24 protein-coding genes and 1 pseudogene are annotated in these 21019 nt (G+C 35.1%); 6 read left to right on the top strand and 19 right to left on the bottom strand.

Features of this window, described 5'->3' with window-relative positions:
- Positions 1-20 precede the first annotated feature (20 nt).
- The 4 genes from hemY to NST14_RS05895 all read right to left on the bottom strand — a co-directional run bounded on the left by hemY (position 21) and on the right by NST14_RS05895 (position 5755).
- Complete coding sequence (hemY, locus tag NST14_RS05910; RefSeq protein ID WP_061185143.1) at positions 21-1442, bottom strand: protoporphyrinogen oxidase; 1422 nt, start codon at positions 1440-1442, stop codon at positions 21-23.
- A gap of 19 nt (positions 1443-1461) precedes the next feature.
- Positions 1462-2397: a ferrochelatase gene (hemH, locus tag NST14_RS05905; RefSeq protein ID WP_000726777.1), complete on the bottom strand. Its 936-nt coding sequence runs from the start codon at positions 2395-2397 to the stop codon at positions 1462-1464.
- Between the two features lie 14 nt (positions 2398-2411).
- The gene (gene hemE, locus NST14_RS05900) at positions 2412-3458 is read right to left on the bottom strand and encodes a uroporphyrinogen decarboxylase (protein WP_000252614.1); all 1047 of its coding nucleotides are present in this window, start codon (positions 3456-3458) and stop codon (positions 2412-2414) included.
- A gap of 179 nt (positions 3459-3637) precedes the next feature.
- Complete coding sequence (locus NST14_RS05895) at positions 3638-5755, bottom strand: transglycosylase domain-containing protein (RefSeq protein ID WP_229142907.1); 2118 nt, start codon at positions 5753-5755, stop codon at positions 3638-3640.
- Between the two features lie 127 nt (positions 5756-5882).
- Here NST14_RS05895 and hmoB point away from each other — a divergent pair, with 127 nt between their 5' ends.
- Positions 5883-6380 (top strand): heme-degrading monooxygenase HmoB, encoded by a 498-nt coding sequence (gene hmoB, locus NST14_RS05890; protein WP_229142906.1) that lies wholly within the window; start codon positions 5883-5885, stop codon positions 6378-6380.
- Between the two features lie 481 nt (positions 6381-6861).
- Here hmoB and NST14_RS05885 read toward each other — a convergent pair whose 3' ends face one another.
- From NST14_RS05885 to NST14_RS05820, 14 genes are all read right to left on the bottom strand, one after another.
- On the bottom strand, positions 6862-7296 hold the full coding sequence (locus NST14_RS05885) for an NUDIX hydrolase (protein ID WP_000471218.1): 435 nt from the start codon (positions 7294-7296) through the stop codon (positions 6862-6864).
- A gap of 226 nt (positions 7297-7522) precedes the next feature.
- A complete protein-coding gene (locus NST14_RS05880; RefSeq protein WP_000278160.1) occupies positions 7523-8941 on the bottom strand; it encodes a PH domain-containing protein in 1419 nt (472 codons plus the stop codon).
- Positions 8934-9410 carry a PH domain-containing protein gene (locus tag NST14_RS05875; RefSeq protein ID WP_001182705.1) on the bottom strand — a complete coding sequence of 159 codons (477 nt, stop codon included), beginning with the start codon at positions 9408-9410 and terminating at the stop codon, positions 8934-8936. Before NST14_RS05875 ends, NST14_RS05880 begins: the two co-directional genes overlap by 8 nt.
- Positions 9411-9485: 75 nt before the next feature.
- The gene (locus tag NST14_RS05870; protein ID WP_000606818.1) at positions 9486-9782 is read right to left on the bottom strand and encodes a hypothetical protein; all 297 of its coding nucleotides are present in this window, start codon (positions 9780-9782) and stop codon (positions 9486-9488) included.
- 246 nt (positions 9783-10028) lie between these two features.
- Positions 10029-11012 (bottom strand): hypothetical protein, encoded by a 984-nt coding sequence (locus tag NST14_RS05865; protein WP_071741540.1) that lies wholly within the window; start codon positions 11010-11012, stop codon positions 10029-10031.
- A gap of 632 nt (positions 11013-11644) precedes the next feature.
- Positions 11645-12016, bottom strand: coding sequence for a DUF1304 domain-containing protein (locus NST14_RS05860; protein WP_000402491.1), 372 nt, complete (start codon positions 12014-12016; stop codon positions 11645-11647).
- 431 nt (positions 12017-12447) lie between these two features.
- Positions 12448-12714, bottom strand: coding sequence for a CPCC family cysteine-rich protein (locus NST14_RS05855; protein WP_000877827.1), 267 nt, complete (start codon positions 12712-12714; stop codon positions 12448-12450).
- A 9-nt stretch (positions 12715-12723) separates the two neighbouring features.
- Entirely contained in the window at positions 12724-13158 is a 435-nt protein-coding gene (locus NST14_RS05850; protein WP_000514473.1) for a hypothetical protein, read from the bottom strand.
- Between the two features lie 105 nt (positions 13159-13263).
- Positions 13264-14715, bottom strand: a complete 1452-nt coding sequence (locus NST14_RS05845; protein ID WP_229142905.1) for a PH domain-containing protein — start codon at positions 14713-14715, stop codon at positions 13264-13266.
- Positions 14708-15184: a PH domain-containing protein gene (locus tag NST14_RS05840; RefSeq protein WP_229142904.1), complete on the bottom strand. Its 477-nt coding sequence runs from the start codon at positions 15182-15184 to the stop codon at positions 14708-14710. Before NST14_RS05840 ends, NST14_RS05845 begins: the two co-directional genes overlap by 8 nt.
- Before the next feature lie 79 nt (positions 15185-15263).
- Positions 15264-15431, bottom strand: a complete 168-nt coding sequence (locus tag NST14_RS05835; RefSeq protein ID WP_000783813.1) for a hypothetical protein — start codon at positions 15429-15431, stop codon at positions 15264-15266.
- A 2-nt stretch (positions 15432-15433) separates the two neighbouring features.
- The gene (locus NST14_RS05830; RefSeq protein ID WP_000164848.1) at positions 15434-16015 is read right to left on the bottom strand and encodes a TetR/AcrR family transcriptional regulator; all 582 of its coding nucleotides are present in this window, start codon (positions 16013-16015) and stop codon (positions 15434-15436) included.
- Between the two features lie 199 nt (positions 16016-16214).
- The gene (locus tag NST14_RS05825; protein ID WP_001137439.1) at positions 16215-16511 is read right to left on the bottom strand and encodes a hypothetical protein; all 297 of its coding nucleotides are present in this window, start codon (positions 16509-16511) and stop codon (positions 16215-16217) included.
- A gap of 14 nt (positions 16512-16525) precedes the next feature.
- Positions 16526-17731 carry a lipase family protein gene (locus tag NST14_RS05820; RefSeq protein ID WP_370648078.1) on the bottom strand — a complete coding sequence of 402 codons (1206 nt, stop codon included), beginning with the start codon at positions 17729-17731 and terminating at the stop codon, positions 16526-16528.
- Positions 17732-17845: 114 nt separating this feature from the next.
- On the opposite strand from NST14_RS05820, the gene NST14_RS05815 reads away from it, so the two are divergent.
- Together NST14_RS05815 and NST14_RS05810 are read left to right on the top strand one after the other, a co-directional pair.
- Positions 17846-18172 (top strand): hypothetical protein, encoded by a 327-nt coding sequence (locus NST14_RS05815; protein ID WP_000511535.1) that lies wholly within the window; start codon positions 17846-17848, stop codon positions 18170-18172.
- A gap of 219 nt (positions 18173-18391) precedes the next feature.
- A complete protein-coding gene (locus tag NST14_RS05810; RefSeq protein WP_000234843.1) occupies positions 18392-18724 on the top strand; it encodes a hypothetical protein in 333 nt (110 codons plus the stop codon).
- Positions 18725-18939: 215 nt separating this feature from the next.
- Here NST14_RS05810 and NST14_RS05805 read toward each other — a convergent pair.
- Positions 18940-19235 (bottom strand): annotated as a pseudogene (locus NST14_RS05805) (lipase family protein); the annotation flags it as partial.
- Between the two features lie 113 nt (positions 19236-19348).
- On the opposite strand from NST14_RS05805, the gene NST14_RS05800 reads away from it, so the two are divergent.
- From NST14_RS05800 to NST14_RS05790, 3 genes are all read left to right on the top strand, one after another.
- Positions 19349-19672, top strand: coding sequence for a hypothetical protein (locus tag NST14_RS05800; RefSeq protein WP_001220548.1), 324 nt, complete (start codon positions 19349-19351; stop codon positions 19670-19672).
- Between the two features lie 538 nt (positions 19673-20210).
- Positions 20211-20525: a DUF1433 domain-containing protein gene (locus NST14_RS05795; RefSeq protein ID WP_000902682.1), complete on the top strand. Its 315-nt coding sequence runs from the start codon at positions 20211-20213 to the stop codon at positions 20523-20525.
- 110 nt (positions 20526-20635) lie between these two features.
- Positions 20636-20953, top strand: a complete 318-nt coding sequence (locus NST14_RS05790) for a DUF1433 domain-containing protein (RefSeq protein WP_229142903.1) — start codon at positions 20636-20638, stop codon at positions 20951-20953.
- Positions 20954-21019: the final 66 nt, after the last annotated feature.

The raw sequence follows: 21019 nt of genomic DNA, 5'->3' as shown, positions 1-21019 counted from the left end.
ATGATTGAAGGCGTTTCTCTTTATTGTGCGATTGATTCCGTATTCATTACTTTCTCCAAATGAGAGAGTACACGTTTTGCAGCCTTCTCACCTTGGTCAATACAGTCCGGCAGACCAGAACCAGCGTAAGAACTACCTGCCAAGTATATACCTGGCAACTCTTTCTCCATAAATGTTGTGAGTTTCTTCATTCGCTCGTTATGGCCTACTGTATATTGGGGCATTGCTTCTTTCCAACGGCTTACGACTGTAAACTCTGGATTCTCTGTAATATCCATCGTCTTTCGTAAGTCTTCTAGTACGAGCTGAACGAGTTCCTCTTCTGTTTGTTCTACAACTGCTTCATCACCAGGTCGTCCAACGTAACATCGAAGAAGCGTTTTTCCTTCTGGCGTTGTATGTGGCCACTTTTTATGCGTCCACGTACATGCTGTAATTGTGTAATCACTATTTCGAGAGACAACAAATCCTGTACCATCAATATCTCGCTGAATGGCTGATTTCGGGAAAGCCATTGCTACATTCGCAACTGATGTGGACGGAATGTTGCGAAAGAAACGAAACTGCTTGTACTGTGCAAACATAGATGGCAATACTTTATGTGAACTTGCCACTACGACCGCGTCCGCTTCTATTTCTTTTCCGTTACTAAGAGTAATCGTATAGCCATCACCCTGTTTTGTAACTTTTTCAATGCGAGTTCCCTTTATTATCGTACCTTCATGCATCTTTGCTTCAAGAGATTCTACGATAGATTCTAAACCTGTTTTCACTGTTTGGAAGATTCCTTTTTTCGGTTCAGCTTTCTCTTCTTTCGGAGCGAGCGTACGCATACCGAGTGAAATACTGCGATGTTTCTGCTCAATTTGATACATTTGCGGGAATGTTGACATTAAGCTCATTTCATCAATATCCCCTGCATAAATACCAGATAGTAATGGTTCTATTAAATTTTCAACCACTTCATTTCCGAGGCGATGTCTGAAAAAGTGCCCGAGTGATTGGTCAGATACTGGTTTTGATCTTGGCATTAATAGATCAAAACCAGCTCTTAGTTTCCCAATTGGGGAGAACAGCCCGGAAAATAGAAACGGCGTAATTTGCGTTGGAATTCCCATCATTGATCCATTCGGCATTTTATGTAACCGATTGTTTACGAGGATAAATGATTGACCGGCCTCATTATTTACAAGTTCATCGCCAAGACCTAATTCTTTCACTAATCTAGCTGCACTTTCTTTTCGTGCTAAGAAAGAATCCGGTCCGCGCTCAATTGTAAATCCATCTTTTCGAACGGTTTGAATTTTTCCGCCAAGTTTACCCGATGCTTCTATCAGTAATGTATCAATCGGCAAGTTTTTTTCATGAATATTTTTTTGTAAGTTATACATTGCTGTTAATCCAGTGATGCCTCCGCCGATGATCACAACTTTTTTCCTCAAGCAGGCTCCCCCTTTCTTCTTACAGTACAGATTCTTTTTTCTTTACTACAACATCTGTTAAGCAGTCAATAAATGCGTCCGATGCGTTTGGCATTTCTGGACGATAATATTTCGCGCCAATTTCATCCGTTACCACTTTACACTCAAAGTCGTTGTCATATAAAACTTCTAAATGTTCCGCAACAAATCCAACTGGTGCATATACGAATGAAGTATAACCGTGCTTTTCATTTAGTTCCCTCGTTAAATCTTGTACGTCGGGACCAATCCAAGGATCTGGTGTGTTTCCTGCACTTTGCCAACCTACTGCATAGTTTGCTACTTCAGCGCCTCTTGCAATATAGTCCGCTGTTTCATTTAATTGATCTGGATATGGATCGCCCATTGCGATAATTTTTTCTGGTAAGCTATGAGCTGATACGATTAATACTGCTTTTTCACGTTCTGCGTCTGACATACCGTTATATATACCTTTCACTGCATCAACCCAGTACTGGATAAATTTCGGTTCTTTATACCAGCTATCGATGCCATGAATTGTTAAGTTTCCAAGTTTCTCAGCTTCTTCTTGTGCTCGTCCAACGTATGATTTTACGCTAAACGTAGAATAGTGCGGCGCAAGAACAAGTGCGATTGCATCTTGTATACCGTCGTTATGCATATCTTTCACCGCATCTTCAATGAACGGTTCAATATGTTTTAAGCCAAGATACATATGGTACTCGACTTCATCTTGTACTTCATTTAAACGCTTCTCTAACTTCTTAGCTTGCTCTAATGTAATAGTAGCTAAAGGAGAAATACCACCAATTGCACGGTAACGCTCTGTTAAATCTTCTAGCATTTCAGGACTTGGCTTTCTTCCTCTGCGAATATGTGTATAGTAACGTTCAATATCTTCTTCTTTATATGGCGTTCCGTATGCCATTACAAGCAAACCAATTTTCTTTTTCATACAGCAATTCTCCTTTACTTCGCTAACTGCCCTTTAGAGTATTCATGAATAAATGTAGTTAAACGTTTTAATGTATCTGGATTTACTTCTGGGAATACACCGTGACCTAAGTTAAAGATATAACCCGGCTGTTTCATCCCTTGATCTAAAATACCTTTTACATGTTCTTCAATAACAGACCATGGCGCAAGTAAGAACGAAGGATCCATATTACCTTGTACCGCCTTGTGAACGCCGCGTGCACGTGCTTCTTCAATTGGTAAACGCCAGTCTAAACCGACTACATCAAGCGGTAAGTCGTGCCATTCATTTACTAAGTGTGCAGCTCCTACGCCGTGCATAATCATCGGTACACCCATCGTGCGAACTTCTGCAAAAATACGCTCCATTGCTGGTTTAATAAATACGCGGTAATCTGCTACGTTTACTGTTCCAACCCAAGAATCAAAAATTTGAACTGCTTTTGCCCCTGCGTTAATTTGCGCTTTTAAATATGTAATAACCATATCTGCTAGCTTATCCATTAAAGCGAACCAAGCTTTTGGCTCTGCATACATGAACGCTTTCGTATTATGGTAGTTACGAGATGGACCGCCTTCAATCATATAGCTCGCTAATGTAAATGGAGCTCCTGAAAAACCGATTAACGGTACATCTAGCATTTCAGTCGTTAATAAACGAATTGTATCTAATATGTACGGTACGTCATCTTCTGGATTGATTTCCCCTAGTTTTTCTACGTCTTGTAAAGAACGGATTGGATTATCAATAACTGGGCCAATACCTGATTTAATTTCTACATCCACACCAATTGCAGGTAGTGGTGACATAATATCTTTATAAAGAATTGCTGCGTCTACGTTATACTGATCAACTGGCAGTTTTGTAACGTAAGCACATAACTCTGGATTATGTGTAATTTCAAATAAAGAATACTTTTCTTTTATCTTTCTATATTCCGGCTGCGAACGACCTGCTTGACGCATATACCATGCTGGTACATAATCAGTACGTTCCCCCCTACATGCTTTTAAAAATGTCTCATTTATAGTTCTTACCAAGACCCTAGCTCCCTTCCTTACCACAATGCTTCGAATACGTTCGATATTTATCTTTTTTTACTATACAGCTTGTAAAAACAAAATGCATAATATTATGTACGTTGTTCATTAAATTGACACAAACATTCTTAAAAACGCTTACTATTTTCACAACATTCTTATTATAACACAGAGAAAAACTATGGTTTAGCTACTTTTGACTTTTCTCCTTCGCGATTCGTTTGTGTGTTATATGGTACAACGTAAAAACTCGGTTTTGAAAAGATGTTAACGAACTTTTCCTCATATTCCCCGGCACCATTTACAGTACCTACATGCGTATGAATTCCATTTTCCACTCTATAAATACGATACATAATTCTTTCATCTGGAAGTGGTGTCCAGCTTAATTTCGCTTTAAATAAACCGAAAGGGCTAAATGCTAATTTCATTTTCACATCTTCAATCTTGCGCAGCCGAATTGGAGCACCGATTGTTTCCACACCTTCTGGTTTCCTAAACTGCTCTTTCTGTTCTACATTTGCTTTCGTTAAAATTTTCTTAAATAATTTTGTTGCTGACGCACTTTCTCCTTGCAACTGATGCTCTTTATCTATGCGGTCATAACCAATCCAAACAGCGCCTACTAAATTTGGCGTATAGCCAACGAACCACATATCCCTCGCCCCATTATCGTCATTTGGTAAGGAAGTTGTACCTGTTTTCCCAGCTAACGCTCCGTTATATACACCGGCTTTCGCTGTCCCTTCCTTTACAACTCCTTCTAACATTTTCGTCATATACCATGCCGTTTGTTTCGAGAAAATTTTCGTTTCTACTTTTGGTGATTCTCCAATGACTGCGCCGTGTCTATTTAACACTTTATCAATAACGTGCGGCTCAATAATATCACCATTTGCTAAAAACGCACGATACATTTTCACAAGATCAAATGTTGAAACACCATTTTTCAATCCGCCAAGCGCTGTGCTTAAACCAGCATCAGCAATGTGAACATTTCCTTTCTCTAAATATTGCTTTCCTTCTTCTACCCCTAACTCATTTAATAAAGAAACTGCTGGTACATTTGCTGACTCTACAATCGCATCGTACATCGTCATTTCTTTCGAATACTCATGGTTATAATTTCGAGGTTCATACCCTTCAAAAGAATGTCTTTCATTCTTTAATAAAGAATACGGATTATACTTTTTCGTTTCGAGTGCTGGCGCATAAACGATAAGTGGTTTTAGCACAGAACCGGGCTGTCTTTTTGCAAAAACACGATTGAACCCTCTCGGAACGTACTTTCTTCCGCCAATCGCCGCTTTAATGCCGCCTGTACGATTATCCATTAATAAAAAAGCACCTTGCGCTCCCTCTTCTTTCCCAGGGAAATTCCTTGCATCTTGAAACTGGTTATATGCTACCTTTTGAATTTTTTCATCCATCGGTACGACAAACGTATATCCTCCGCGAAGCACTTCTTGATGAGACAATCCGTATAAACGAGCTGCTTCATCTATAACCATATCAATATACGGCATATATGCGAGCTCATTCTCATCTAAGTTTTTATAGAGAGCGATTGTCTTTCCTTGATAACGTACGCTTTCTTCGGCAGTCAAATAGCCTTGTTTATGCATAAGTGACAATACGAGATCGCGGCGTTCTTTACTCTTCTCTGGAGAAAAATAAGGTGAATAACCGTTTGGCGACTTCGGAAGACCTGCAAGCATTGCTCCTTCTTCTACTGTTAAATCCTCTACATTTTTATTAAAATATAACTTTGCTGCTGCTTGAATACCGTAAGCTCCATGGCCAAAATAAATATGATTCATATACATTTCAAGAATTTGTTGCTTCGTATATTTTTGCTCTAACTGAAGGGAAATTGCGACTTCCTTCACCTTACGCGTAAATGTTTTTTCACGAGTTAAAAAAACGTTTTTAGCAAGTTGCTGCGTAATCGTGCTACCGCCTTCGACCTTTCCTCCAGCTAACGTGTCTTTATAAAGAGCACGAAATATAGACGGGTAATCAATTCCTTGATGCTCATAAAAACGAGAATCTTCCACCGCAACGAACGCCTGCTGCACATATTTCGGAATTTGCTCGATTGGCACCAAGTCTCTATTTTCTACGTATAATTTCGTAATTTCTTTCCCCTTCTGGTCAACGATACGTGATGAAGAGTGGAAAACGAGCTGCTTTTCATCCATCATATAGCCACCAGCTAACACAATTAGTTTATAAAGGACAATCGCTAATAGTAGCGTTGCTAACCCACCTAATAAAGTCCACTTTACTTTCTTCATACATCGGCCTTCTTTCCAAATGATGGTACATTTATTATTTGAAAAAGAAGTATCTTTATGTATATAATCTTCGAAGTTTTTTAAGAGAGTTGATATAATAGAAACAAATAAGTAAGGGGGCATTAAAATGAAGGCTATTATTTCATACGAAACACCTCTAGAACAGGCACATTTCACTGCAAAAAATGATGAAAAAAATATGTTTTATAAAGAAAATACAGAAGAATCTGTAGAAGGATCACTTCAGTATGACGTACTAGACGCTGTTGGAGAAATTAAAGGACAACCTGGCTACATCGTTTGTAACAACATTTCTGTAACAGATGAAGGTCGCCCAGTATTTGAAAACCGTTTTAAAAATCGCGCAGGCCTTATTGAAAACGAACCAGGATTCCAAGCAATCCGCGTTCTACGCCCATTAAGTAACGATACATATGTCATCTTAACGATGTGGGAAACAGAGCAAAACTTTAAAGACTGGACAGAATCACGTTCATTCGAAAATGCTCATAAAAAACGCCCCGCACATGCAGAAGGACAAGCTCCGGCGCATCCACATGCAGAACAGCAAAAGAGTATTTTCTCTCGTCCGTCATTTGTAACTACTTTTGATGTGTTAGTTTAGTTTTTTTGTATCGTGGTTTCTCCAAGGATGCGGTACATGAAATTATATCGGCGATTTTTCGAATATATCTGTCACTATACTCATAAATTTGCCGCAATTGGAAGCATAAACTTGCCGGAAATCACTTATTTTAGAAGAGATTCATCTAATTTTCCATAGAAAATGGAATCATAAGCTTGCCGTAAGTTAATTATTAAACCATAAGCTTGCCGTGTGTTTTATTAATATAGCTTTGGAATAATATTTGGTTAAATTGATACTAATAATCTTGATAAACGAGCAAAAAGAAAGGGCGTGTTTTGAAAAAAGATTGATCAAAATACGCTCTTAATTTATTTAATTGAATCATTATTTTATAAAAAGTCTGACCATCTCTGTGATTCTTCTTCCATTAAAGCGCCCGATAATTGAACAAGATAAATTCCAAAGTTACCCCCATTTATGTATATAACAACTTTACTTCTATTATAAATTAATAGCGTTATGAAGAATGAATACGAATCAACGCTTCCGCATGATTAATGCTTTCTTTTAAATAAATTGGCGAATTGGGGTGATTTAATATTTCTTTAGTAGTTAACCATAATACCGCTTCAACCTCATCGGGACTTTTAGAAAATGCCTCCCCCGATTCATATTCGCAAAGAAAAACAATATCGACAACATTTTCACCTGTTTCGGTTACGAATGATGTACTATGTACATAATTTATCCTGTCTTTTACGCTCACACCAACTTCTTCTAATATTTCTCGCTTTACTGTTCGCTCTAATATGTCTGAGGAATTTCCTTCTATATCTACCTTACCTCCCACAAGAGAAAGCCAACCACCAGCATGTTCCTCTTTTTTGCTTCTTTCAATAATAAGCCATTTATCATTTTTCCTTATAGCACCTTCAACATTTACGATAAACATTTTAAAGTACCTCCTATAAATTATCCTTAATCACTTCTTCAAGGTTTGTAATATTCCCTTCCCTTTACATGAATTATAAATTCGCCACAGACAAAAAGAACCATAACCTTGCCCAAGAGGCAAAGTTATGGTTCAAATCACAATATCGGCGCAACTCAAATTATATCAGCGATTTTCAAAATATATCGACTTATCGACAAATCATGACACAAAAAAGGAAACACCGTTACACACCGTTGTTTCCTTTTTCTTTGTACCAATTATATATACGAAGCGCATCTTCTTTTTGCATATGTTTCACTTTATAACGATGCCCTGCTACTGATACGACAGCTGCACATAGCTTGTCTTTCTTTTGAAAATACGACTGACTGTATCCGACTGCTTGCACATGCCTTCTTCGCATGATTCCTGTATATTTCGCGAGTCCTCGGTATACCATGACTAACTGATTGTCCCGTATCATATAACCACTACTTGTATACCGCGCGTATGCAAGTAACGTAAATATAATACATAATGGTATGAGAGTGAATAACGCGATATTTTGTTTAAAATATATACTCGCACCTATGATTGGCACAGCGAGTACGGCACTTGTAATCCAGCCCATGATGACATAACGACGTAATGCTGCTTTCGGTAAATGAACGATTTCCGCTTCCATTTCATACGGCAACTGTAAATATGCGAGTAACTGCTGCACATCTTTTTTCTTCATAAAAGGATGTAACATCACTTCATTTCCTGCCGCTTCTATACTTTGAATGACTTCTACTTCGACAGAGCAATATCCGAAAGGCTGGCGGAGAATGCCTTCTTTCACCGTAATCGCTTGAATACGGTGTAATTTTAAAACAAACTCTTTCTTATCAAATAAACCTTGCACGATGCGAACTTCATTTCCGTTTCGCTCAATTTTAAAGTTCGCATATTTTAATGCATAACCTGCTGTTGAAATGACCCACGACACTGCCATTAAAATCGCCGCCATAACGATTAATTCATATACACCGTTATCCATCACATACGTTTCTACTTTATTGATAAGCCATTCTGGTAGAAATTGATTAAACTCTGTGTAAAGGATGACTAACATAGAAAACACTAATCCGAATCTACCAGATGTAATAGATGCTGCTAAAATCTCTTTCGTTGTTAACTGATATACCGTCTTACTTCCTTCTTCCGCAGGCCCTTCTTCACTCACAACACTTCTTTCTTTATGTAATAAAGCAATGAGTTCCTTCGCTTCTGCTTCTCTAATACCCGCCAACATCACTTCTGGCTCAGTACCGCCACCTGCCACTTCAATATTTAATTTGGTCAGTCCAAATATTTGATAGATGATGTTAGAAGACGTACTAATATTTTGCACACGTTCTTTATTTAAGTAACTTTCTTTCTTTACAAAGACGCCATGTTTAATATGTAAAATATTATTTTCAACCCAGTACACTTTAAAATACCATTTTATAGCTGAGAAAATAGCCATAATGAATAATACAAACAAAAGAACAAGATGCAAGAAATACCATGGTTCTACTTCACCATCTGATCGAAATAAAACAAGAAAAATAAAAGGCAACAAAGTCGCAACTCGAATCCCTAATAAAATCGTGATCGGATGTTGCCTCTTATACATCCTCATCACTCACTTTCGCAAGTTCTCCAATTTGTCTTTTCAACTGCTCTGCTTCTTCTTTCGTTAAACCTGGAATACTATGAGAAGTTGCTGCTGTTGAAATATGTAATTCTGCTAAATTGTACTTTCTCATAATCGGGCCCTGTTCAATCGTTACGTGCTGCACACGAATCATCGGAATAAGCACGCGTTTTACAACGAACATTCCCTTTTGAATCTCAATCTCTTCTTCATTTAATCTGTAACTATAATAGCGCTGACGTAAATTTGGAAATACAAAATAATCGAGCGGAATAAATAGAATAGCTCCTGTGACTAACAAGCCAAACAACCAACCCCACCAATTAAAATTGATCATAAAAAAGAAATACGCAATTACGACTGCTAGTATAACTGCCGCCCCAATTAAAGCATGAATTCGCCACACTTTCAGCATATTAGAATGAATCTCCCTTTCTAACGGCTGCATCTCATCACTCCAATTATATGAATGTATTACTTATATATTAGTTGGTATATACATTTTTGTAAAATTATAGTTTTTTTACATCGTATCGAGAACTTCTTTAAAATTCCCTTCATTAATGGAATACACTTGAAACTGAATGTAATCTATCTCATTCGTATCTGGCTTAGCAAATGGCAAAATGTTAAATCTAGAAGCCGATCTTCCTAGCACATCTACAATCATAAGAGAAACGTCAATATATTCGAAGTCTACACAGAATACGACTGCTTCTCCCGTACATTCATACTCTTTAATCGCATCGTAAGACTTATTGGCACTAATTAACATTACTTTTAATAGTTGGTTCAAATTTTCTGGTTTAAAATTAATCATATACGTGGCTCCTTTTTCAACAAAACACTACAAAAATAGTGTAATCTTATACTTTCATAGCTTCACACATCAATTATATTAAAAATAAAGCTAGTTTTTTATAAATTTTTTGATATAATTACTTACGGGAAAAGGGAAGAATTTTGTCTTCCCTTGTGTTTTTATTTGCATCTAGTACTTTTGCTAGATGCTTTTTTTACGCTAAAAAGGTATCCTCAAACACTTTGAGGATACCTTTCCATTAATTTAGTGCACTTCAACAATCGTACCATCTTCAAATACTTTAAATACGCCAGTAAATCCTGATCCAGCTGCGCCTTCTATTTTATATGTCGTACGCACTCTAATTTGATAATATTTCTTTCCATTCTCTACTTGCGTATTTTCTAGCGTATAATCATAGTCTTCTTTATATTCATTTTTAATATATTCTTTCGCTTTCTCAAAAGTAAATGCATCTTGAGTCTTTCCTGTTTCTACCTTTTGGTTCTTCTCTGTCGTTACCTTCTGGTTCTTTTCTGTTTCTACTTTTTGAGGCTTCTCTGCCGTTACCTTTTGGTTCTTTTCTGCTTCTACCTTTTGAGGCTTCTCTGTCGTTACCTTCTGGTTCTTTTCTGTTTCTACTTTTTGAGGCTTCTCTGTTGTTACCTTTTGATTCGTTGCTACATTAGTTTTTTCTGCCTTCGCTACCGTTGCATTCTTTTCTGCTTCACCAATTTTAGTAATTAATCCTGAAGCCTTTTTATTATATTCTTCAAGATTTTTGTTATCTTTTGTTTCTGAAACTAGCTTATTTAATATATCTTTCGCTTCTGCGTAATTTTTCTTATTTATTAACTCTTCACTTTTCACTAGTTGCTCGCTATACTTCTTTTTTTGTTCGACGATAGCTAATAATGCTGTTCGTTCTTCCTTCGCTTGTTTTACTAACGTACTATTTCCATCCTTCATGTTCTCTACTTTTTCAAATGACTTGATTGATTCTTCTACCTTTGTTTCTTCTTTTAACTTCACAGCTTCAATCATTGCTTTTGTTTGTTCTACAAGCACCTTTGCATCTGAATCATCTTTCTTCTCATCTAGTGCTTTTTCAAATGATGATAAGGCATTTTTATACTCTTTATTCGTTAACGCGGTCTTTCCTTCATCCATTACTTTGTCAAAATTCCCATTACTACATCCAGCTAACATTAAAAATGTAAGTCCAATTACCATTAATAACTTTTTCATTTTTTCTCCTCCTATATATCCCCTAAAACAATAGCTTTATATGTATAAAAGTCTGTGTAGTAATTAGACTGAGCGTAAATATGTACTTTATGTGCGGGAAAGGAAGTACATTTCATTTACTATCATTACTTAAAACTCCTAAATAGTTGGTTTTCTTCTTTTAAAGACAGAAAGGAATTTTAATAATGTGCGCAAAGTTCTCACCAAGCTCTTTACTACACACACTCTTATACACATAGAAAAACTTTTTGAACTTCATATATCCTCTGACGATTTGATACACACTCCGATTTGTAACATACCGAAAAACAAAAAGAAAACAAACTGTAATATAAGTTACAGTTTGTAACTATTTTGTAACACAAATGTAACACACGGTTTTTAAACATACAATAGTTTTTTTACATTATTTTCCCCACCTTCTATATTTTAAAGCGTTAATCCGGTTCTAATCCTTAATGTAATACGTATTTTCATAACAATCGCGCTAAAAAAAGAATTTACATTTTTGATTAAATTGAAGGATATACCCCCTTAAAAAGAAAAAATACGCTATTCTTTCCTATGAGCCTATAGGAAGAAAGAATAACGTATTTTTCAAAAATGAGTTCTTTTATACAAACGCTTTAGTTCTATATCACAATTAAAAGGGCAATCAACGCTAATATAGCTGGAAGTCCTTGTTTTACAATAATTGATTTATTAGATGTGAAACCGCCAAACAGAGCTGCTACTACCACACACATTACAAAGAATAATTGAACCATATAACCAATTGAATTGAGACCAAGTATAAGTCCCCAAATGAGACCAACGGCTAAAAATCCATTATATAAACCTTGGTTTGCAAACATAATGGCTACGTTTCGATCTCCTTCTAAATGCTCGGGTAATTGAAAAGCACGTTTTGCCACTTTTGAATTCATAAAAAACATTTCGAGGATCATGATAAATAAATGTTCTAATGCTACGATCCCGACTAAAATAGCTGCGATTATTTCCACAGTATTGTGCCCCCTCTATCTTCGCTTTAATCTTATAGCTTATATAAAAATCCGACATCGTCTGAATAATACGTTTTCGAAAATTCCTTCTTCTTACTTATTAAAACATTAATTGATACATCAATATTTGATGCATCAATTAATATACAACTCCTCTTTTAGTTTTGCAAGTTTTTTTGCTCTATTCGTTTATTTTGTTCCGTCAACTTCAAATCAATTCAAAACCCCTGTTCACTCTCTAGAAACTATGGTGTTTTTCAATAACTACAAAAAAAATCAGCTAAATCATCAAATTAATAATTAGTTGTCTCCAAAGACGAAAATTTTATTTCTTTTTTATTTGATAAGGCGGCGTTCATTCTTTCATCATGGCATAAAAAAATGTTATTACTCTTGTTAAATTGAGTAATAACATTTTTATTTAAAGCTATTTAACAAATTTGCTTCCAACTAGCATCCTTCACATCTTCACTAGTCGGCTTTCTAACCAATTCAATACATCGCTTTTCACAGGCACCAAACACAATGAAATTTTCCTGCGCTTGTCTTAACGAAACTTCATTTGCCCCGCCTTCATAGTCAGGCTCTTTAAATTGAACAGAATCATCTTCCCAAAAACATATGTTACAAATTTCATATGTACCTGGTGGTTCTTCTTCTAATGTTTTATATCCGCAGCATGGACAAGTGTATTTCATATAATCACCTTATTTTCCTTCATATGTAGTCCTACTTACTAAAAATGTAATAGAGCAAATTATAGTTAATCCCATAAAGTACATCATTTTAATAATACGAGTATTTTCATATGTTGTAGGAACCCCGTCAGATATAACTTCATAGCAAAAAACAATACTTATGGCTAAAAGAATATATAAAATTAAGGATGGGATAAAATGTAGCTTTATAGGTAAAATAACGCACCTAAACAATATCTCTCCAAGAAGACATCCAACTAAAACAACAGGGACTCCAACTATTAAAGTAGCGGCCAACATTTGGGTCATAGCAATAAAAAGATTCGTAAAAATAGAAAATAGCTCTCCTTCAAAAATCCCCTTCTCATCGTATATTTGAATTATCGTCATTGAAATAAATAAGCTTAATAAAGAATGGGAATACGGAATTAAAAATTTCCCCAATCCTGCTCACCTCACTTTTTTTTGCGTCACATATATTATTCATTATTTCCTATCATTTTTACATAGAAAAATAACTCGCCTTCCGCAAAAGACGAGCCATTCCATTTAATTCTCACTTATTCTCTTCTTATACCAATTCTGCATTCTCTCCGCATCTTCTACTCTCGTATGCTCTAATTTATAACTCGATGATGCGCTAGAGAACTTATACGTACATAAATCCGCGCGGCGCTGGAAATAGGATTTCGTCTTTTCCATTGATTGGACGTGTCTTCTTCTAACAAGTCCTGTATATTTTCCAACACTACGATATACAAGCGTAATTTGCTCTCCATTTACACTGTAACCATTTGTTTTAAATGTTGCGTATCCAAGTATAAAGATGAGGATCGCAAGCGGAATGAGTGCCCACATAATGAAGTGCTTTTCAAAGTATATACTTATTCCAATAAGCGGGATAGCTAGCATTGCGAAGAAGATGAAGCTATCAATGAGATAGCGGCGTAATGCTGCTTTTGGTAATGAAATAATATTTGTATTCAGTTCGTATGGTAATTGTAAATGTGCGAGTAACTGTTGTACTCGGTCTTTTCGAATGATTGGATGGAGTGTAACTTTTTCTTTTTCGTCACCCGTTCCCTTACTTTGAATCACTTCTACTTGCACAGCACAATAGCCGAATGGCTGACGTAAAATACTTTCTTTTATCGTAATACCTTGAATACGGTGCAATTTTAGGACGAGTTCTTTTTTCTCAAGTAATCCTTGTGAAATGCGGACCTCATCATTTCTTCGATTCACTGTGAAATCTCCATGTTTTAGCGCATAACCGATTGTCGATATAATCCATGAAAGGACGATCAAAATGGCTATCATGAAAATCAAGCCATATATATCGTGGTCCATTACATACGACTTTACGCCATTCTCTATCCATTTCGGAATGTACTCATCTACTTGGTGGTACACGAAAAAGATTAATGAGAATAATAGTCCAAACTGACCAGATGTAACAGAAGCTAATAAAATCTCTTTCCAAGTTAACTTGTATTCTGTCGATTGTTTTTCTTCTGTAACGATTTCTTTTTCTATTGCATGTTCCGCTTTTTCGTCTAGCGTTCCTTCTGCTTTCACTTCTGGAGTTGGCTCATTTAGCAAAGCAATAAGCTCAGTTGCCTCTTCTACTGTAATACCGGCTAAGCTAACCTCCGCTTCATCGCCCCCACCAGCTGTTTCGATTTGGATTTTCTTTAAGCCAAGCATTTGATATAACACGTTAGAACTTGTATTAATCGTTTGAACACGTTCTTTATTTAAGTAGCTCTCCTTCTTCACAAAGAGGCCTTGTTTTACATGTAATACGTTATTTTCAACCCAGTATGTTGTGTAATACCATTTTTCAAACGCTGAAAAAACGGTGAGTAAACCGAATGCAGCGGGAATTAAATACCAAAACGGGAATTTTCCATTTAAGCTAAACATGAAAATAAAGAGTGGTATAAAATCTGTTATTTTTAATTCCAGTAACATCGTGATTGGATGCTGCCTCTTATACATCCTCATCACTCACTTTCGCTAATTCTGCGATTTTCGTTTTCAACATTTCTGCTTCATACATCGTTAAGCCTGGGATGCTGTGAGAAGTTGCTGCTGTTGAAATGTGTAATTGTGCTAAACCGTATTTTCTCATAATCGGCCCTTGTTCAATCGTCACGTGCTGTACACGAATCATCGGTACTAATACGCGCTTTACGACGAAAAGACCGTGTTGAATTTCAAGTTCTTCTTCATTTAGTTGGTAGCTGTAATAACGTTGACGTAGTTTTGGGAATACGAAGTACTCCAATGGTGCTAACGCAACTGTTAAACCGATTAACACGTACAAAATCCACGCCCACCAATCAAACTTTATCATGAGGAAAAGGTAAGCTAAAATGACAAGAATACCGATCCCTTCTTCTATTACAGCCCGAACTTTCCACACCTTGACCATGTCAGGGTGAATTTCATTTTTCAATGGATCCATGTAACCACTCCAAATCTAGTAATCTACTATATGAATAGTCTCAATCTATATTTTACATAACCTTACAGAAAATTGAAATTCAATCTTCTTTCTTCTCAGGAATAAAATATCCGAACCAAAGTAGCCAAATGAAACCGATTAACTTCATCCAATTTCCATCCGCTTGAAAAGCTTCTATCATGCCTGGAATTTTATACACCCCAATGAATCCAAGAAAACCGAGCCACCAGTTTTTTTGCATTTTCATCTTTACTCCTCCTTCATGACGTTTTTCACATTTCGAATCCAAATTTCTTTATACTTTAACTGAAATCCCATGAGCATGTAATTGCTCATATTATCAATTACGAGCGCTAGCGTATGAGCGTTTTCTTCCGTTGCATCTTGTGACACAACGCCTAGTCTCGCGCCTTTCTTCAATAGATCGTGGAAACCATTTAAAAACTCTTCTTGTATTTCAAATAAGCGTTTCTGATACTTTTCATTTCGCGCCGCAGTTACGATAAATTCATTTATGACACGTAGTATTCCTTCTTGTCCTTCATATTCAGATAGCATATGTAAACCATCTGCGATTAACTTTTCTGCAAAATTTTCTTTCGTATATTGCTCTTTATCAAAATAACTCACGAAATGATACCCAGAAAAAATTTCTTCAAATAAAAAGTCCACTAACGCTTCTTTAGAAGAAAAATGATAATAAATAGCCGGTTTTGAAATACCTACCTCTTTCGCAATCATGGAAAGACTCATCTTCTCAATGCCGTGCTCTGCCATAAGTTTAAATGATGCCTCTACAATGTTTTGCGATGTTTGTAAATTCTTTGTCATACTGTACCTCACTTATTTTTACTTACCGGTCGGTAAATAAATTGTAAAATAAAAAATTATCGTTTGCAAGTTGGATTCAAAATTACATATTACTTTCTCCATTTACTTTATGAAGCGGAATCATATTCCTCCATAATTACTATAGTAATCTTTCAGCCAATTAAACTACAAAAGCACCTTTGCGAGTGCTTCTTGTAATTTAATATTTAGGCCCCATGTAATCATAACTTTGATCTAACGCTTTTAATAAATCAATCGCACCCTTTAACTCTCTTTTATCAGACTCTAATTCTTCCATTCTTCTTTCAATATCTTTTTTAAAAGATTCTAAATCGCTAATGGCTTTTTTCCCTACTCCAAGTTGAGACCAGCTTGATAAAAGTAAATTATGTACATTACTTACAACCCTTTTATTATGGTTTAAGTCTTGAATCATCTGGTCAAATTGTTGTAAAGCTTGGCTCAATACTTCTTCATTTAAGTAAATTCTCGGCATCCTAATCTTCTCCCTTAATATTGTTGATCCGTCTTCTTATAATCATCGGCTTTCTTCTCAATAAACTCTGAAATTTCCGTCGCTGTTCGTATGTACCAAAAACTTAAATGCTCTACATGTGCGCGTATATTATTTACTTTAGCTTCTACCCGTCTACTTTCAGCCGTTTCTAATAATGTCATCATATTAGAAATTAACCTTGGTACTCTATCTTGAAATTCTTGTGCGTTTCGCTTCATATCTCTTACAGCTTGTTCTAAATTCTCTACCACTACACGAATCTCTCCCCCGCCTAATAACGCGCCTGGTGAATCATAAACTCTTTCATTCGTGTCTACATTTAACAAGTATTTATTGGATAAAGACCCATTCTCTCCAAACCGGAAGTTCTGATCTGTTTGATAATGATAACCAGGGCCACTTATCGAATTTAAAAATCGAGTAACATCCATCCCAAGCTTTTGCTGCAATGATAGCTTTGACATTTCTTCTTTCGAAATTGGTGGGGTTACCGCATAAGTAGAGCCTATATGACTTTCATATGCACCAAATGGTCCATAGCCAATTGAATCATTTCCGTGAACAACACTTACAATTCTATTATTAAACTCACCATTATTTGCTTTTTCTTGTAAATCAGGCGGTAACAAATGTTTTGCACTCGGTGCATTCCATGACATACACCTTACATTGTCATTAGATGCCGCTGCATATTCCGCTAAGGCGCCGCCTAATGAATGACCCGTCGTATATATCTCCACATCATCCCTGCCCTTATATGTATCCGTTACTTGTTTCATGACCCTTTCAGCTTGTTCAAATTGATTATGTGTTTCCCAGCGCTCATTCTCTTCATTCCAATATTTCTTTGAACCTGCATTCTCAGTTCCTGCTACTGGAGGTGCTGCTGGTTCATGAACACCTTCTCGTAATACAAAATGATTTGTATCCGTTTTTAAATCCTTCATACCTTCCCCTGGTTTCATCGGAATGCCTAAAGAGTTTTTCTCTATAATTTTATCCCCTTCTGTTCCTCGGAAAGATATCATAACTTGCTTTTTCCCATCCACATCTCGTTCAAAGACTACTGCGTCCATTCCGGTTTGTTTGTCGTGGAATGTTTCTCCTACTTTCCATGTTTGTAATGTTTCTTTATTCCTATTTTTCACTGTAATTTCGCTTCCCAGCTCTTCATCTGTCATATATGCATCTTGAGCCATTCGATAATAACTTATATCTAATAATTGTTCCGACCCTTTATTCTCCAAAGTATTCCCCTCCTAGGTGATTTAGTATATTCTTAATAATAAGAATAACATTTTTGGAGGATATATATGGGAATAAAAATTAAAAAATATACCTTCTTAACTTTATTTATCCTGTTAACTACAATGATTGGAGGGTGTAACATGGGACAAAATGAAAAAGAACAACAAATAGTTAATAAAGCAACAGAAACTACAATCCAATATTTTAAAGAAAAAGAAAATTTAGAAGTGACTATTACGAATCATCGATTTCCTTCTAATGACATCGAAACTATTTTTATAACTGGTCATATCAAAGATGATACAAATAAGAAATTTACTACTTCAATTGATTATAAAGATGATTATAATATCGGTTCTATCTCTACCACTAATTTCAGCCTAAAACACTGAATAGACAATCTGAAATTTTCCTTTTAAACATTAATCATTAGAACAAAAAGACATCCTAAATGTGTGATTAGGATGTCTTTTTTATAAAACAAATCAATTCCTATTTGGATAAACGAAAAAAGGTTTCATCTGTATTTTTATTATTTTCTTTCAAAACACTCCCTCCTTGTAAAAAATGATATATCCTAATAACTGGGACAACATCATTGGAGGGAGAAAATGGTTATCAAATTCAAAAAAATTAGTTTTTATTTCCTTTTAATCTTAGTATTTGCTACTTTAGGAGGGTGTACAATAAATCCAAAGAATGATGAACAACAAATCATTAATAAAGCTAAAGAACAAACTTTTAAATACTTCAAGGAGGAGGAAAACGTAGATGTAACTATTACTAAACATAAATTCACTCCAAATGATCTTCAAACAATTTTTATATCTGGTTATGTAACGGATGACAAAAGCAAAGAATTTAGTGTTGCAGTTGAATACGCTAATAACTATCATATCAGTACCATTTCAACCACCAAAAATTTTGAACTAAAACATGATTAGTTAACGATTTGTTGTAATATTTTTTCTTTATGAAAACCCTAAACAAATCCATACCGTCAAAAGCACTCGTAGATTGTATCTATGAGTGCTTTTTTTACATTCCTTAAGTACAATCGAGAAACATACAAGCTATTAAAAACCGTAGGGACATCTATAAACGATATCAATATATTGATAAATGCCCCTTTTCACGTAAAATATTTTAGCATATGAATTTTTTTCTTAACAAAATGATTTGTATCCGTTTTTAAATCCTTCATACCTTCCCTGGCTTCATCGGAATGCCTAAAGAGTTTTTCTCTATAATTTTATTCCCTTCTGTTCCTCGGAAAGATACCCTAACTTGCTTTTTCCCATCGGCATCTCGTTCAAAGACTACTGCGTCCATTCCGGTTTGTTTGTCGTGGAATGTTTCACGGACCTTCCATGTTTGTAAAGTATCATCATTCGCATTATTCACTGTAATTTCATTTCTTAACTCTTTATCTGATTTATACGCATCTTTAGCCATTCGATAAAAGCTTAAATCTAACACTTCTTGTGTATTTTTGCTATCCAAAGTATTCTCTCCTCGGGATATTTAGTATATTCTAAATTATAGAACAACATTAACGGAGGATAAACATGAGAATTAAAATCCGAAAATTTACCTTTTTTGTCTTTTTTATCTTTGTAAGTACAATAATTGGGGGATGTAATATGCAGGAAAATAATAAAGAAAAACAAATAGTAGATAAAGCAACAGAAAAAACAATTAATTACTTTAAAGAGAAACAAAATTTAGATGTAACTATTACTGATTACAGGTTCCCTTCTAATGATCTAGAATCAGTCTTCATAACTGGTCATATCAAAGATGATGAAAGCAAGGAATTCACTGCTACAATAGATTACAATAATAATTATAATGTTGGTTCTGTTTCAACGAATTTTTCTCTAAAAAAATAATACAATATGGATAAAAAAATGAGGAAATAGCATTAAAAGAAAAAGCAAAAAAGATCGCAATCCAACATTTTAAAGAAGATAAAAAGCTAGGTGTCACAGTGACAAGAGTGGAATTCGCCCCCTCAGATTTTTGGGTGATTTTTGTATCAGGTCATGTAACAAATAATCCAAACCGTAAAATAACTGCAGATATAAATTATAAAAATAAGGTTGAAAGTATTAGTTATGATGACTGAAATTAATATGAAAATAAAGTATATTTTTGTTGGCCCTTTATATTAATTCCAATTATTTCATATGTATATAAAGGATGATATCAATATTCAATAAGCTCAACTTCTAACGTTAAAAATTTAGAAGCAATGTATCAAACTTTTGGGCACCTAACAATAAGGTGTCTATTTTTATTTTCAAAAGGAGCCCCTCAAATAATTCTTAAAAACCTAGATTGATTTGAACCTATTAAAACATTTTAAAGTTTCTCTTCTGCAACATTTGATATATCCCTAATTTAGGAACCAATGATTGGAGGAGAATTATGTTGCATAAAAGATTGTTTTTTTATTTAGTTTTCATTATTACTACCTTAGGAGGCTGTAATAATGAAAATAATACCGAGGAAGAAATCATTAATAAAGCAAAAGAAGAAACCATTCAATATTTGAAAAAGACAGAGGGCTTAGATGTATCAATTACTGATCATGAATTTGGACCAAAAGACTTTCAAACTATCTCTATATCAGGCTATGTGACTAATGATAAAACGAAAGAATTTACTGCTTCAGTTGGATACGCAAATAATTATCATATCGGCGCTATTTCAACCACCAAAAATTTAGAGCTTAAAAACTAATAATCCAGGCACTTTAGAGTGCCTTTTCTTTATACTTCACCACACAATGTTCAGTGAATATAAAATTTATTGAAGAGGAATATAACTCAACATTCATGGAGTGATTGTTCGTGAAAAAATGTGATATAAGATTATTCTTTATTTTTACACTTATCCTTTTAGGAGGATGTACTATAGATCAAAAGAATGAGGAACAACAAATAGTTAATAAGGCAACAGAAACTACAATTCAATATTTTAAAGAAAAAGAAAATCTAGATGTAGAGATTACTAAACATAAATTTGCCCCAAAGGACTTTCAAAGTGTTTGGATTTCAGGACATGTGAAAGATGATAAAAATAAAACATTCTCGGCAGCTGTTGAATACGCTAATGATTATCACATCGGTTCCATTTCCACATCTGAAGGTTTTGATTTAAAACAATAAATCTAACGGTTTCACTTCAACATAACTAGTTAAGTTTGTTTCTTTCATTCAGGAGTGTTCCTTATA

It is taken from the genome of Bacillus sp. FSL W8-0519 (assembly GCF_038005585.1).
Classification (GTDB): domain Bacteria; phylum Bacillota; class Bacilli; order Bacillales; family Bacillaceae_G; genus Bacillus_A; species Bacillus_A paranthracis.
This window is presented reverse-complemented; position numbering and strand designations above follow the sequence as displayed.

Coding starts and splice junctions, on each gene's coding strand:
- hemH (WP_000726777.1), bottom strand. CDS start 2,397: ATGAAAAAGAAAATTGGTTTGCTTGTAATGGCATACGGAACGCCATAT.
- NST14_RS05895 (WP_229142907.1), bottom strand. CDS start 5,755: ATGAAGAAAGTAAAGTGGACTTTATTAGGTGGGTTAGCAACGCTACTA.
- hmoB (WP_229142906.1), top strand. CDS start 5,883: ATGAAGGCTATTATTTCATACGAAACACCTCTAGAACAGGCACATTTC.
- NST14_RS05885 (WP_000471218.1), bottom strand. CDS start 7,296: ATGTTTATCGTAAATGTTGAAGGTGCTATAAGGAAAAATGATAAATGG.
- NST14_RS05880 (WP_000278160.1), bottom strand. CDS start 8,941: ATGTATAAGAGGCAACATCCGATCACGATTTTATTAGGGATTCGAGTT.
- NST14_RS05875 (WP_001182705.1), bottom strand. CDS start 9,410: ATGCAGCCGTTAGAAAGGGAGATTCATTCTAATATGCTGAAAGTGTGG.
- NST14_RS05870 (WP_000606818.1), bottom strand. CDS start 9,782: ATGATTAATTTTAAACCAGAAAATTTGAACCAACTATTAAAAGTAATG.
- NST14_RS05865 (WP_071741540.1), bottom strand. CDS start 11,012: ATGAAAAAGTTATTAATGGTAATTGGACTTACATTTTTAATGTTAGCT.
- NST14_RS05855 (WP_000877827.1), bottom strand. CDS start 12,714: ATGAAATACACTTGTCCATGCTGCGGATATAAAACATTAGAAGAAGAA.
- NST14_RS05845 (WP_229142905.1), bottom strand. CDS start 14,715: ATGTATAAGAGGCAGCATCCAATCACGATGTTACTGGAATTAAAAATA.
- NST14_RS05840 (WP_229142904.1), bottom strand. CDS start 15,184: ATGGATCCATTGAAAAATGAAATTCACCCTGACATGGTCAAGGTGTGG.
- NST14_RS05835 (WP_000783813.1), bottom strand. CDS start 15,431: ATGAAAATGCAAAAAAACTGGTGGCTCGGTTTTCTTGGATTCATTGGG.
- NST14_RS05830 (WP_000164848.1), bottom strand. CDS start 16,015: ATGACAAAGAATTTACAAACATCGCAAAACATTGTAGAGGCATCATTT.
- NST14_RS05825 (WP_001137439.1), bottom strand. CDS start 16,511: ATGCCGAGAATTTACTTAAATGAAGAAGTATTGAGCCAAGCTTTACAA.
- NST14_RS05820 (WP_370648078.1), bottom strand. CDS start 17,731: ATGGCTCAAGATGCATATATGACAGATGAAGAGCTGGGAAGCGAAATT.
- NST14_RS05815 (WP_000511535.1), top strand. CDS start 17,846: ATGGGAATAAAAATTAAAAAATATACCTTCTTAACTTTATTTATCCTG.
- NST14_RS05810 (WP_000234843.1), top strand. CDS start 18,392: ATGGTTATCAAATTCAAAAAAATTAGTTTTTATTTCCTTTTAATCTTA.
- NST14_RS05800 (WP_001220548.1), top strand. CDS start 19,349: ATGAGAATTAAAATCCGAAAATTTACCTTTTTTGTCTTTTTTATCTTT.
- NST14_RS05795 (WP_000902682.1), top strand. CDS start 20,211: ATGTTGCATAAAAGATTGTTTTTTTATTTAGTTTTCATTATTACTACC.